General features: G+C 64.0%; 17 protein-coding genes. 14 read left to right on the plus strand and 3 right to left on the minus strand.

All coding sequences use genetic code 11. From position 1 onward, the window contains the following. Positions 1-164 precede the first annotated feature (164 nt). The 3 genes from CGR01S_RS11415 to CGR01S_RS11425 form a co-directional block, all read right to left on the minus strand. Positions 165-395: a DUF2188 domain-containing protein gene (locus tag CGR01S_RS11415; RefSeq protein WP_042426947.1), complete on the minus strand. Its 231-nt coding sequence runs from the start codon at positions 393-395 to the stop codon at positions 165-167. A gap of 73 nt (positions 396-468) precedes the next feature. After that, complete coding sequence (locus CGR01S_RS16470) at positions 469-1,431, minus strand: hypothetical protein (RefSeq protein ID WP_084690654.1); 963 nt, start codon at positions 1,429-1,431, stop codon at positions 469-471. Between the two features lie 4 nt (positions 1,432-1,435). Beyond that, on the minus strand, positions 1,436-2,671 hold the full coding sequence (locus tag CGR01S_RS11425; protein WP_042426950.1) for a hypothetical protein: 1,236 nt from the start codon (positions 2,669-2,671) through the stop codon (positions 1,436-1,438). A gap of 235 nt (positions 2,672-2,906) precedes the next feature. On the opposite strand from CGR01S_RS11425, the gene CGR01S_RS11430 reads away from it, so the two are divergent. The 14 genes from CGR01S_RS11430 to CGR01S_RS11490 all read left to right on the plus strand — a co-directional run bounded on the left by CGR01S_RS11430 (position 2,907) and on the right by CGR01S_RS11490 (position 13,060). Next, positions 2,907-3,248 carry a helix-turn-helix domain-containing protein gene (locus tag CGR01S_RS11430; protein WP_042426954.1) on the plus strand — a complete coding sequence of 114 codons (342 nt, stop codon included), beginning with the start codon at positions 2,907-2,909 and terminating at the stop codon, positions 3,246-3,248. Positions 3,249-3,251: 3 nt separating this feature from the next. Continuing rightward, a complete protein-coding gene (locus tag CGR01S_RS11435; protein WP_245616796.1) occupies positions 3,252-4,184 on the plus strand; it encodes an ImmA/IrrE family metallo-endopeptidase in 933 nt (310 codons plus the stop codon). Between the two features lie 25 nt (positions 4,185-4,209). Further along, a complete protein-coding gene (locus tag CGR01S_RS11440) occupies positions 4,210-6,045 on the plus strand; it encodes a DUF262 domain-containing protein (RefSeq protein WP_042426957.1) in 1,836 nt (611 codons plus the stop codon). A gap of 24 nt (positions 6,046-6,069) precedes the next feature. Further along, on the plus strand, positions 6,070-6,921 hold the full coding sequence (locus CGR01S_RS11445) for an OST-HTH/LOTUS domain-containing protein (RefSeq protein WP_156967561.1): 852 nt from the start codon (positions 6,070-6,072) through the stop codon (positions 6,919-6,921). An 87-nt stretch (positions 6,922-7,008) separates the two neighbouring features. Then, positions 7,009-7,224 carry a hypothetical protein gene (locus CGR01S_RS16475; RefSeq protein ID WP_084690655.1) on the plus strand — a complete coding sequence of 72 codons (216 nt, stop codon included), beginning with the start codon at positions 7,009-7,011 and terminating at the stop codon, positions 7,222-7,224. Then, complete coding sequence (locus CGR01S_RS11450; RefSeq protein WP_042426960.1) at positions 7,221-7,691, plus strand: DUF2924 domain-containing protein; 471 nt, start codon at positions 7,221-7,223, stop codon at positions 7,689-7,691. The genes CGR01S_RS16475 and CGR01S_RS11450 overlap by 4 nt, the downstream gene beginning before the upstream one ends. Continuing rightward, positions 7,688-9,109 (plus strand): recombinase family protein, encoded by a 1,422-nt coding sequence (locus CGR01S_RS11455; protein ID WP_042426964.1) that lies wholly within the window; start codon positions 7,688-7,690, stop codon positions 9,107-9,109. Before CGR01S_RS11450 ends, CGR01S_RS11455 begins: the two co-directional genes overlap by 4 nt. Further along, positions 9,106-9,570 (plus strand): hypothetical protein, encoded by a 465-nt coding sequence (locus CGR01S_RS11460; protein WP_042426967.1) that lies wholly within the window; start codon positions 9,106-9,108, stop codon positions 9,568-9,570. The genes CGR01S_RS11455 and CGR01S_RS11460 overlap by 4 nt, the downstream gene beginning before the upstream one ends. A 174-nt stretch (positions 9,571-9,744) precedes the next feature. Further along, on the plus strand, positions 9,745-10,020 hold the full coding sequence (locus tag CGR01S_RS11465) for a helix-turn-helix transcriptional regulator (protein ID WP_042426970.1): 276 nt from the start codon (positions 9,745-9,747) through the stop codon (positions 10,018-10,020). A gap of 11 nt (positions 10,021-10,031) precedes the next feature. After that, positions 10,032-10,517: a hypothetical protein gene (locus CGR01S_RS11470; protein WP_042426972.1), complete on the plus strand. Its 486-nt coding sequence runs from the start codon at positions 10,032-10,034 to the stop codon at positions 10,515-10,517. Then, positions 10,514-10,795, plus strand: a complete 282-nt coding sequence (locus CGR01S_RS11475; protein ID WP_042426974.1) for a hypothetical protein — start codon at positions 10,514-10,516, stop codon at positions 10,793-10,795. The genes CGR01S_RS11470 and CGR01S_RS11475 overlap by 4 nt, the downstream gene beginning before the upstream one ends. Positions 10,796-10,797: 2 nt before the next feature. After that, a complete protein-coding gene (locus CGR01S_RS11480; RefSeq protein WP_042426977.1) occupies positions 10,798-11,559 on the plus strand; it encodes a BRO-N domain-containing protein in 762 nt (253 codons plus the stop codon). After that, positions 11,559-12,413: an ATP-binding protein gene (locus CGR01S_RS11485; RefSeq protein WP_042426980.1), complete on the plus strand. Its 855-nt coding sequence runs from the start codon at positions 11,559-11,561 to the stop codon at positions 12,411-12,413. The genes CGR01S_RS11480 and CGR01S_RS11485 overlap by 1 nt, the downstream gene beginning before the upstream one ends. A 5-nt stretch (positions 12,414-12,418) precedes the next feature. Then, on the plus strand, positions 12,419-13,060 hold the full coding sequence (locus CGR01S_RS11490) for a hypothetical protein (protein ID WP_042426983.1): 642 nt from the start codon (positions 12,419-12,421) through the stop codon (positions 13,058-13,060). The last annotated feature ends 7 nt before the right edge of the window (positions 13,061-13,067 follow it).

Genomic DNA, 13,067 nt, shown 5'->3' on the forward strand with positions numbered 1-13,067 from the left:
CCCTGTTCCGCCTTATCTTCTCTCGAAACCTGCGCCAACTTCTTCGCCGTGGCACACGCAGACGGTGTTGTTCGTCAACCACTTGTGCGTGTGCTGATGGGAATAGTTGGCTCGCGGGTTTGCACGAGCAAAGTAGAAGCAAACCCGCGAGGCCAACCCCAGCATCACCCCTTGGGCGGAAACGGATCGTCACCGTAGCTGTTGCGCTCGCGGATCTGGCCGTCACGACCTTGGATGAACATCTCGCTCTGCTGGTTGATGGCGATGTCCCGCGCACGGTCAATCGCCTGCTGCTGCGTGTCATGGATGGAGGTGAGGCGGTCGTTGCCTTCTCCCCGCACACCCCACTGATCACCGCCGTTGATGGGTACGACCCATTGGTTCTTTCCGCTCATTTCATGCACTCCAAAAATTGCAAAGGTCAGGCTCTTGAAGTCGGCGCGAGCCTGGGCGCATCGGGTGGTGAGATCACGTCATGGCGACCTCCTTTCCCGCTGCCGCACACGGCATCGCATACAACCCCGCGCGTTGCTGCGTGACCACGAGCGCGCCGTAGGCCGCGTGCTGTGCAGCAGGCTCCGGCTTGCCCTTGTCCTTCGTCTTGATCTTGAATAGGTCGCTCGGCTTGGCGCTGTCCAGGCCTGCGCGCTGCATGATCCGCTCCGCCGTCGTGGCTTCGCCCTTAAACGCCCACAGCGCGCCGAGCACCTTCGACTGGCCATCGGTGAATTGGATCGGCGTGGCCTGCACGTCCGGCAGCGTCGCCCACCTGAAGTCCGCCGAGAACGGCCCGTTCACCGGCGTGGCCGAATCGGCGACCACTGGTGTCGCGGACGGCGACGTGGCGATGAACGTGATTCCGCCGCCGTAGAACGTGAAGCGTTCTTCCAGCCTCAGCCACTGGACGCCCGTGCCGAACGGCGATCCACGCGTCGTGCTCGACCTCGGCGTGATCACCTGGATGTCTCCGCCTGCCACACGCACCCGATCCAGCAACGCGGGTTCGTGCAGCACCCGCGACAGGTCGCGGGCCAACAGGACGGGCGACCGTCGTGCTTCGCCCAGCCGCCACACGCCGCCGCCCAGATCATCGATGCCGTCGCGGCTTTCGATGCCGAGCGCGAGGCGCATCTTCTGGCGCAGCCAATCCTCGTCCAGGGCCAACGCCGCGCCGTCGTTCGTTTCGATGGTCACTGGCCCGCAGTCCGGGCAACGGCACATGCGCCCGCCACGGCCATCGCCCCACACCTGTGCCCGGTGCTGCTGGCAGTGCGGGCAGAGCACGAAGGATTGATCCACCACCGTCGGCTTGACCGCCTTGCCGAGAACGGACAGCACCGATGCCTCGCGCGACGACAGCGTGGCGCGCAGCACGGGCGTGCCGCCCGCAAACAGGCGGCAGATCAAAGCCCAAGCGTCATGCGCCGCCATCGGATCAGTCCTCGATCACCGGTGTCGAACTGACTGCGTCCGCTTCCGGCGGCATCTCGTGCGCATTCAGGGTCTGGCCCTTCTGCAAGATGCCCACCGCAACCAGATAGCCTTCCAGTTGCGCCTGCATCTTGGCGTCGAACTTGTGCAGGTTGAGCCGCCCCTTGCTGGTCACTTCGATGGTGACCACCTTCGGGCGCGTGCGGCCCGGCTCCGGCGGGTAGTAGAGATTGACCTGCGCCGCCGTCACCGCCCAGTTGCCTTCCAGCGGGCCGTGCAGTTTTTCCTTCAGCAGTTCATGCACGGAGCGTTGCTGGCTGGACTGCATCGCGGTGCATTCGAGTTTCAATGCGCCGTCCGGGCTGAGGAAGGTCAGCGCCTTCAACTGCACCATCGAGAACCCGTCCTCGAACGCCTCCGGCACGTCGAAGCCGGTGCGCAGCATCGACAAGTCCAGCGTCGGCGACTTGATGCGGCTCGCACTCGCCTTGACGCCCAGCACATGCTCGGCGAAGGCTTCGACCAGCATCTGCTGGTACTTCTGGCCGCCGCGCACCAGTGTGCGCACCACGCCGGTGGGCTTGGCGTACTCCAGAACCATGTGGATGTTGGGATTGCCGACGCGGCGCTTGAGGGTCGGTCCCTCGAACTCCAGCCGCAGCATGGCCATGTCCTTGACGTGGACGGTCAGCAGGAACACACCGGGGCTGCGCTCGACCAGATGCGCCACGCTGCTGTCGCCGCACTGCATCTCGCGCTTGTAGAAGGCCGAGATCGCGTTGCGCAGCCCAGCCAAGTTCGTATCCGAGCCGTTCGGCTGGCGCTTCAGGCCCAGATCGTATTGCTGGGTCTGCGGCCCGTGGTGCTCCCAAAAGCTGAAATCGTAGGCGCGCTCGAACAGCGTCGGGTGGGTGACGTAGAGCCAGAACGAGCGGTGGACGTCACTGCGGCACAGCGTCAGGCCCGCCAGCGCGGCAGCATCCGAGACCACCGCCTCGAACATCGCCTGCTTGCCCGCCGGATCGCCCAACTGGACGCTGGCCATGAGGTTGGCGGTCATCTGGTCGCGGGCGGCGGTGTCCGGCCAGACCTTGACTGCCTCCACCAAGAACTGGCTGGTCTCCGGCGTATCGTCCCACGCGAACCCGCCAGGCACGGGCAGGCCATGTGAGGTCAGGAAGTCGCGCAGCGTGGCATCCACCGGCAGCTCGAGCATCACGTCGACAAAGGTTTTCTTCATCTTGTTCGTCCTTTCTGGATCGGCGTCGGAGGTCTGCGACCGGGGATCGGGCTGCACGGGCCAGCGACAGGGCTTCTGAACTCGCACCCCGTAGAAGTAAAGCTGCGAGATACAAGGGCGATTCTGCCCCTCGCATTTCCGCTTGTCAATCAATGGGGCACTTGTGGCACTCCGTGGTATCTTGTGGCTATACTTGCGGGCTTGATCGACATTTACCCCTGACGGGAGCAAATTGATGGCTTCGGCATTCGGAGTACGCCTGCGGCGCTTGCGCGAGGCGAAGAAACTGACCCTGCAACAGGTCGCCGACGCGGTCGGCTGCACCAAGGCCTACATCTGGGAACTGGAAATGAAGGACGGGCAGCGTCCGTCCGCAGAACGGATTCAGGCCATCGCCAAGGTGCTGGGCGTGACGATGGAAGACGTGATGGGCACACCCATGGAGCAGGCACCCGACGCCAGCCCCGAGGACGTGGCGTTCTTCCGCGAGTACGCCGGGATGACGGAGGAAGAGAAAAAGAACTATCAAGACGTCCTCAAGATGATGTTCTCCCGCAAGGAAAAAGACGAGGACTGACGAGTGAGCGCAGCGCAGCCCCTCACTGGTTCCATCGCCGCCAACACCGTCCAGAAATGGTTGCGTGCGTGGTACAGCACGGGCATGCCCGACGCCATCGATCTCGAAGTCGTCCGGCAGATGCTGCCGACCACTCCCTACGGCACCGGCGTTCGTGAGATCAGGCCGCCGGTGCAGTTCAACGACGATGCCTTCGAAGGCATGCTGGCGCGCGACCCCAATGACCACGAGGTGTGGGGTATCGCCTACAACGGCAAATCGCGTCCCGAACGTCAACGCTTCACCATCGCCCACGAGCTGGGCCACTTCATCCTGCATCGCAGTCGGCAGCAGAGCTTCAACTGCGACAAGCAGAGCGTCCACACCGGCATCGACACGCTCCGCGACATCGAACGGGAGGCGGATGAATTCGCCAGCAATCTGCTGATGCCAGGCGATCTGCTGCGCGCGTGGATTTCCAGCCAGCGCATCGACTTCCGCGTCCTCGGAGACATCGCCAAGCGTTTCCAGGTCTCGCTGGAGGCACTGTGCATCCGCTACATCAAGTTCACGACGGAGCGCGCGATCCTCGTCTATTGGGACAACGGTTACATGAAGTACGAGTGGCGCAGCGGCAGCGCGAGGAGAACGCGGGCGCGCATCCGGCGCAACGGCGATCCGGCGGAACCGCCGCTGGGCACTCTGGCCGCCGATGCCAGCATCACGCAGGAATGGGACGGCACGGAGATGTCCGCTGCGATCTGGTGCCCGGAAGAAGCGCAGCACATGAAGCTACGCGAGTTCAAGCACACCTTCGGCGCGCGTGATCGCGTCCTCACGCTGCTCCTGCTCGAAAGCGCCGAGCCGCGTGCGTGGGATCAGTCGTGGCAGGACGAGGAGAGCTTCGACAGCTTCGATCAGTTCGTGACGAACGGGCAGTTGCCGGATCGGCGATAGATTTGAACGACCCAGGAAAAAGAACATGGCCCGCATAGAAAACCACAAATACAGCATCGAGGAAGCCTTCCGGGAGTGCTTCTACATCGTCCCGGACTACCAGCGCGAGTACGTCTGGACCGACAAGGAAGTGCATCAGCTGCTGGAGGACATCGGCGAGCAGATTGATGCGGGCACGACGCGGGAATACTTCATCGGCACCGTGCTGGTGTCGCCCACCGAGCAGAAGAACCATTACGAGGTGATCGACGGCCAGCAGCGTCTGACCACCTTCTTCCTGCTGCTGTGCGCGCTGAAGCATCTGTTCCAGGGCGAGCCGCAGCGGCAAATGATTTCCGGGCTGATCTCGACCAGCTATGTTGACAGCGACGGCGAGGTGCGCACCAACCTGAAACTGGAGCCGCGTTACGAAAGTGCGGGCGAAGTGATGGCCAAGCTGGTGGATCTCGACGCCGATCCTATGGCCGTGCGCGCAGGCATTCAGGCGGCAGGAATTGCCAGCTTCGGCTCGCTGGAGAACCTGGTCAGCGCCTACGGCACGCTGTATCGCTACCTGAAGGACAACTACGACGACACGCCCAAGCTGAAGAAGTATTGGGGTTACTTGGCCAACAACGTGGTGTTCATTCAGATCTCCACCGACGTCAGCAGCGCGCTGAAGATTTTCGAGACCATCAACGAGCGCGGCGTGGGCCTGAACCCGATGGACTTGCTCAAGAACCTGCTGTTCACGCAGGTCAAGCAAGCGCAGTTCACCCAGCTCAAAGATGAGTGGAAGAAGATCACCAAGCCGCTGGAGAAGGAGAAGGAAAAGCCGCTGCGTTTCCTGCGCTACTTCCTGATGGCCAACTACGTCATCAAGAACGAGCGCGGCGATGCGGTGGTGCGCGAAGACGAGATCTACGACTGGTTCATCGCCAAGGACAACGCTGCGCTGTGCGATTACGCAGGCAAGCCCTTCGAGTTCGTCCGCAAGGTCATCCGCAACGTCGAGCACTACCTCGCCTTCGCCAATGGAATGGGCAACGATGGCAAGCCCAGCCTGGCTATGGACAGCCTCAAACGGCTGGCCGGTGGTGCTTTCAGCTTGCACTACGTCCTGTTGCTGGCGGCGGCGAATTTCCCCAGGCCGCTGTTCGATCACTTCGTGGCGCAGCTGGAGAGCTTCCTCTTCTATTACATCTTCACCAAGACGCCGACCAAGGATCTGGAACGCAGCTTCTCTCAGTGGGCCGACGAACTGCGCGCGATTGCTGAGGCCGGTGATCCTGTGAAGCAGAAGGTGCAGCTCAACGCCTTCGTTGCCGACCGCTTCGAGAAGAACATGGCCGGCAAGTCGCAGGAGCTGGCCGACGCCCTCAAGCGTTTCACCCTGTACTCGATGCAGCAGTACCGCACGCGCTACCTGCTGGCGCGGCTGACGCAGCACGTCGAGATGGCGTTCAGCGGCCTGAAGACCCCGGGCAGTCTGGAGCCCTTCACCAAACTGGAAATCGAGCACATCCTGCCCGACAACCCGAAGGCGGAACTGCGCGCCACGTGGGCGGCAGAGAACCCGAATGCCGTCTACGACGACTACAAGAATCGCCTCGGCAATCTGACCTTGCTGGAAAAGCCGATCAACATCGTCGCGGGCAACGACTTCTACACGGCCAAGCAGGTCGAGTATGGCAAGAGCGGCAACTACCTGACCCGCAGTCTGGAGGCGCTGACCGACGTCGGACAGAACACATCCATTTCCCGGATCAACGCCAAGCTGGCTGCATTTCCTGCGTGGAATGCTGCATCCATCGAGAAGCGCCACGGACTGCTGATCACTTTGGCGCAGGATGTCTGGAAGACGTCGCCCATCGACGTCTGATCGGCAATCGCTGCCGATTCATCCATGACGACATTGCCCGCCGATGATGCGCTGACGATGCAGCAACGTGAGGTTCAGCGATTGCTGGGCCGCTGCTTGCTGCGTCTGCAGCAGTACGAAAAGTTGATGAAGGCCATCGTGGCCCACCACGAAATCTCGGCTGCTGGATCACCGCTGGCGTCGGATCAGGAGCAGCGCATCGCGGATGCCGCCAGCAAGACGCTGGGCACCTTGGTCGGCACACTCCTCGGTTCGTATGTCACCACCGCCGAGGTGGAAGCCGCTTCCGAGTCCGATGCACGCGACGACATCATCTCGTTCAAGGTAAAGATGAATCTGCGCATGTCGGTTGAGGATTACGACAGGACGCAGAACGAGTTGAAGGAACTGGTGCTACTACGGAACAACCTGGTACATCATTTCATCGACCAGCACGACCTTTGGAGCCTGGACGGATGCCGTGGCGCGCATGACACCCTGACGGCCGCCTATGTCCGCATCGATCAGCACTTCGAGCAACTGCGGGGCTGGGCCGAACACATGGATCAAGCTCGACGGTTGGCTGCAGAATTCGCCCAGTCCGATACCTTTCATGATCTGGTCATCCACGGCATCGCACCGGATGGTTCGGTGGATTGGCCTGCTGCAGGGATCGTGCGCGCGTTGCGGGAGGCCGCCGCCGAATTGGCCGTCGAGGGCTGGACGCCGGTTGCCTCGGCGGGACGCTGGATCGTAGAGCGGCTCCCTGAACACCTGCCAGCCAAATACGGCTGCAGCAGTTGGCGGCAGGTCGTGCACGAATCTCGCCTGTTCGAGCTTCGATATCGTGATGTGGGCGGCCAGCGTGCGGCTTGGTATCGAGCCAAGCAGACATAGCCAGCCCCGCGTATTCCCGCCAAATCGCGTTACGCGAAGTGCCTTCGGTTCATAGCATGAGCAGCGTTTTCCATCGAAACGCCTGCCATGTCCGAACGCGAACCCTTCTCTATTTCCCCGCCGTCTGACCGGCCTCGGCACCCGCAGCAGGAAGTTGCCGACCTGCTGGCCGCAGCACTGCTGCGCCTGCGCGCGCGCCAGGCCAGCCACATCACCGAAAACAGCGAGCGCGTTCGCCTTGGCTTCTCCGGCCAACAGCGCGTGAATGCGAACCCCGATCACCACTACGGAGTTCGCCCATGACGGCACACGCACCACCACCCGCCACCACGGTCGCCGCCCAGGTCGCCGGAATCCCCCATCTGTCGATGGGCGATCTCTGGGCACTGTGGGACGAGCATTTCGATGAACGGCCCGGCCACCACCATCGCGGCTGGCTGGAGAGCCGACTGGCCTACAGGATTCAGGAACGCGCCTTCGGCGGTCTGAAACCCTCTCTGCGCAAAAAGCTCGAAGAGGTCGGTGAAACCGGTATCCTGCCCAAGTCGCTGCGAAGCGACGCTCAACGCCTGTTGCCCGGCACCATCCTCACGCGCATCTACGACGACGTCGAGCATCGCGTGCTGGTGCGCGGCACGGGCGACTTCGAGTATCAGGGGCAACGCTTCAAGAGCCTGTCCGCGATTGCGGGCCACATCACCGGCAGCCACTGGTCGGGCCCAGTGTTCTTCGGCCTGAAGACGCCCGCCGCCAAGAAGGTGACGGCATGAGTTCCCCGCGCGCTCATTCCCTGCCGACGGTCACGCCGAAGAAGCGTTGCGCCGTCTACACCCGCAAATCCACCGACGAAGGGCTGGATCAGGAATACAACAGCCTCGAAGCCCAGCGCGACGCGGGCCTCGCCTTCATCGCCAGCCAGCGGCACGAGGGTTGGATCGCCGTCGGCGACGGCTACGATGACGGTGGCTACTCCGGCGGCAACATGGAGCGCCCGGCGCTGCGCCGCCTGATGGCCGACATCGAGGCCGGGAAGATCGACACCGTGGTCGTCTACAAGATCGATCGCCTGACGCGCAGCCTGCCGGACTTCGCCAAGCTGGTCGAGGTGTTCGACCGCAACGGCGTGTCCTTCGTCTCGGTCACGCAGCAGTTCAACACCACGACCTCGATGGGGCGGCTGACACTGAACATCCTGCTGTCCTTCGCGCAGTTCGAGCGCGAGGTTACGGGCGAGCGCATCCGCGACAAGATCGCGGCGAGCAAGGCCAAGGGCATGTGGATGGGCGGCGTTCCGCCCTTGGGCTACGACGTCGTCGAGCGCAAGCTCATCGTCAACGAACGCGAGGCGGCGCTGGTGCGCGACATCTTCCGGCGCTACGGCGAGCATGGCTCGGCGGCGCGACTGGTGCGCGAACTGGACATCGAAGGCCACACCACCAAGGCGTGGGTGACGCAAACCGGACGGCAGCGACCGGGGCGCACCATCGACCAGCAGTACCTGTTCACGATGCTGCGCAACCGCATCTACCTCGGTGAAATCTCCAACAACGGCCAGTGGTACGAGGGCCAACACGAAGCCATCGCCACCCCGGCGCTGTGGGATGCGGCGCACGCCTTCATCGAACGGCGCAAGCAGGCGCCGCGCGAACACGCCGCCAAGCATCCGGCGCTGCTGGCGGGCCTGCTGTTCGCGCCCGATGGCCAGCGCATGCTGCACTCCTTCGTCAAGAAGAAGAACGGGCGGCAGTACCGCTACTACGTTCCCTACCTGCACAAGCGACGCAACGCGGGCGCGAGCCTATCGCCCCATACTCCGGATCGGCCGGACGTCGGCCATCTGCCCGCCGCCGAAATCGAGAACGCGGTGCTGGCACAAATCCACGCGGCGCTCTCCGCGCCGCAGATGCTGATCGCGGTGTGGCGATCCTGCCAGCAGCATCCTGCAGGTAGCAAGCTCGACGAAGCGCAGGTGGTCGTGGCCATGCAGCGCATCGGCGACGTGTGGGCGCAGTTGTTCCCCGCCGAGCAGCAACGCATCACGCGGCTGCTGATCGAACGGGTGCGGTTGCACGGGCATGGGCTGGACATCGTCTGGCGCGAGGACGGCTGGATCGGCTTCGGTGCCGACATCGGCGCGCACCCGCTTGTCGAGGAAGCCCGCGCGCAGACCGAAGAGGCGCTGGCATGAACACCACGGCGAACCCGCGCAAGCGCACCGTCCACATCGAGGTCGGTACCGATGCCCGCAGCTACGTCAGCGGCGATCAGCGGGTCACGCTGGTGCCGTTGACGATCACGCACCGCCAGAACCGCAAACTGCTGATCCCGCCCGCGCCCGACGCCACTGGTGCGGTGGGCGGCTTCGACGCGCCGATGATCAAGACGCTGGGCAAGGCCTTCTACTGGAAGCGGCTGATCGACGAAGGCGTCTATCCGACGACCGCAGATCTGGCGCGCGCGCTGAAAGTGGAGACAGGCTGGGCGGCCGAGGTGCTGCGCATGACCATGCTGGCCCCGGACATCGTCGAGGCGATCTTCGAGGGCCGCCAACCCCGGCATCTGAACCTGCACACGCTGCGCGGCCGCCAAGACCCGTTGCCCCGCGACTGGGTCGAACAGCGTCGGCTGCTGGGCTTTGCCGACGCCTGAACCCCGTCCCCGATTTCCGCTGACGACGGCGAGCCATGTGCTCGCCGTTTTCGTTGGCGCGGGCGGATTGGCGAACCCGAAGTTTCCGCATGGTTCGCCATTGCGTCCCTTCAAGGTTCGCCACCCGAATTTTGGAATGACACCTGTTCCTCAACAACGCAACAGGAGCGTTCCATGCAGACATCAGCAAGCCCTTTTCCCCGGTCGCCCTCATCGGCGAACGCTCAGGGGATCAACAGCCTATCGCCCGGCGACCGCCGGGTACTCAACGAGAACGAACTGGCCCAGCGGTGGGGCGTCAGCCCCAAGACCCTGCAACGCTGGCGCAGCGAAGGTCGCGGCCCGCGCTACCTGAAGCTGTCCAAGCGCGTCGGCTACCCCGTGGATGCGGTCATCGAGTTCGAGCGCGACGCGCTGCACGACTCGACGTCCGAACGCGCGGCGGTCTGAGGAGCGATGCCATGAGCGACATCACCCTCTTTCCCGCCGACATCGCCGCGATGTCCGTCAGCCAGTTGGCCGCGCTGCCCGCCGCGCAGAAGGCCGAGATCGACAAGAACCTCGACGAAGCCCTCGACTGGCTCAAAAAGGCACGTACCAAGTTCGATGCGGCACTCGACGCCGCCTATGGCGAACAGGCCCGCACGGCGCTGCGCGATTCCGGCCGCGACTTCGGCACCGCGCACATCGACGACGGCGCGCTGCACATCAAGTTCGAGCTGCCCAAGAAGGTCAGTTGGGATCAGAAGAAGCTCGGCGATATCGCCGCCCACATCGTGGCCTCCGGCGAGAAGGTCGAGCACTTCCTCGACGTGAAGCTGGCGGTTTCCGAATCGCGCTTCACCAACTGGCCGCCGTCGCTCCAGCAGGAGTTCGCCACCGCTCGCACGGTCGAGCCGGGCAAGCCGTCTTTCACCCTTTCCCTCGATTCGGAGCACTGTTCATGAGCACCAGCCTCATCGCTTTGCTGCGTAAGCAGCTCCCGTCCATCTTCGGCGAATCCCTGCCTGCGGACATCCACTACCGCAACGCCGAGGGCACCGTGGTCGTCGTCGCGCTCGACGCGGCCACGGTGGACGAACTGGCCTTCGCCATCCAGACCGCCAGCGTGGAGGCGTCGGCCTTGAACCGCCGTCGCAACGCGCTGGAAGACCTCCACACCGAAGTGCGCAAGCGCGCCGCGCGCGGTGCCGACCGCATCGCTGACATCGAGTGGGAGGGCTGATCATGAGCGCGATCATTCCCTTCCAGTTCGAAGCGCACGCCGTGCGTGTGCAGGTCGACGACGCGGGCCTGCCGTGGTTCAACGCCAGCGACGTCTGTGATGCGCTGGAGATGGGCAACCCGTCACAGGCGATCAAGTCCCACGTCGATGCCGATGATCTCCAGAAACTGGAGGTCATCGACAACCTCGGACGCACGCAGCGCGCCAACCACGTCAACGAGTCGGGCCTTTACGCCCTGATCCTCGGCAGCACGAAGGACGCCGCGAAACGCTTCAAGCGTTGGGTGACCGGCGAGGTGCTGCCCGCGATCCGCAAGACCGGCGCGTATGCCGTCCCCGGCACGCTGGCGGCCTTGCCCGCGCTGACCCACGACCGCGTGTCCGCGATCCTGCTGATCGGCGACGCCGTGGCGAAGGTGCCGGGCGTCAAGTCCGGCATTGCGATGGCGGCGACGCTGACCTGCATTCACGAGAACACGGGCCTCGCCGTCGAGACGCTGCGCCGCACGCTGCCCGCCGCCAACGAGCCGATCTGCTCGCTCAACGCCACCCAGCTCGGCAAGCTGCTGAACCGCTCGGCGAAGGCGACGAACCAGTTGCTGGCGGCGGGCGGTTTCCAGTTTCGCAACGACCGCGACGAATGGGAACTGACCGAAGCCGGTGAAGCGTGGGCCGAGGCCATGCCGTACTCGCGCAACGGCCACAGCGGCTACCAGATTCTCTGGAATCCGGCCGTCGCCGACGAGCTGAGGGAGGTTGCGTGATGAGCCTCCCCATCATCTCCGCGCAACAGCGCATGGCCGAGCGCAAGGGCGTGAAGCTCTTGATGCTCGGGAAGTCCGGCATCGGCAAGACCACCCGGCTCAAAGACCTCGATCCGAAGACCACGCTGTTCCTCGACATCGAGGCGGGCGACCTGGCCGTTGCCGACTGGCCGGGCGACACCATCCGTCCGGCCTCGTGGCCGGAATCGCGCGACTTCTTCGTGTTCCTTGCCGGGCCCGACAAGTCGCTGCCGCCGGACGCAGCGTTCTCGCATGCGCACTACGACCACGTCATCGAGAAGTTCGGCGACCCGGCGCAGCTCGACCGTTACCACACGTTCTTCCTCGACTCGATCACGCAGCTCTCGCGCCAATGCTTCGCGTGGTGCAAGACGCAACCGGGCGCTGTCAGCGACCGCACCGGCAAGCCCGACATGCGCGGCGCTTACGGCCTGCTCGGCCAGGAGATGGTCAGCGCCTTGACGCACCTGCAACACGCGCGCGGTAAGAACGTGGTGTTCGTCTGCATCCTCGACGAACGGCTCGACGACTACAACCGCAAGGTGTTCGTGCCGCAGATCGAAGGCAGCAAGACCAGCCTCGAACTGCCTGGCATCGTCGATGAGGTCGTGACGCTGGCCGAGATCAAGGCCCAGAACCCGGATGGCCGCGACAGCAGCTTCCGCGCCTTCGTCACCCACACCCTCAATCCCTACGGCTTCCCGGCCAAAGACCGCAGCGGTCGCCTCGACCTGCTCGAACCGCCGGACTTGAACGCGCTGATCGCCAAGTGCGCGGGCACGCCCGTGCCCGCCAGCGCCGCCATTCCCCCATCCATCGAATCTCAGGAGTAATCGCCATGACCACACAGAATTGGAACGACTTCAACGACGCCGAGCAGCAGCAAGGCTTCGATCTCATCCCCAAGGGCACCATCGTCCCGGTGCGCATGACCATCAAACCCGGTGGTCACGACGACCCGTCGCAGAACTGGACGGGCGGCTACGCCACCCAGTCCCTCGACACCGGCTCGGTCTATCTCGCTGCCGAGTTCGTGGTGACTGCAGGCGACCACGCCAAACGCAAGATGTGGTCGAACATTGGCTTGTACTCGCCGAAGGGGCCGACCTGGGGTCAGATGGGGCGTACTTTCATCCGCGCCGCGCTCAACAGCGCCCGCAACGTCCATCCGCAAGACAACAGCCCACAAGCCTCTGCGGCACGCCGCATCCAGGGCTTCCACGAACTGGACGGCATCGAGTTCCTCGCACGCGTGGACGTCGAGAAGGATGCCAAGGGTGGTGATCGCAACGTCGTGAAGCTCGCGGTCGAACCCGACCATCCCGACTACGCCAAGTTCATGGGCGTGCCGCCCAAGACCAAGACCGGCGGTGGTAACTCCGGCGCTCCGGCACAGGCCGCGCCTTCGTCCTACGCCACCGCCACATCCGCCGCGCCACAGCGCGCTCCGGTGACCGGCAAGCCCGCGTGGGCGCAGTGAGGGAGGC

Origin of the sequence: Comamonas granuli NBRC 101663, assembly GCF_000739995.1 — a bacterium.
In the GTDB taxonomy this organism is placed as follows: domain Bacteria; phylum Pseudomonadota; class Gammaproteobacteria; order Burkholderiales; family Burkholderiaceae_C; genus Simplicispira; species Simplicispira granuli.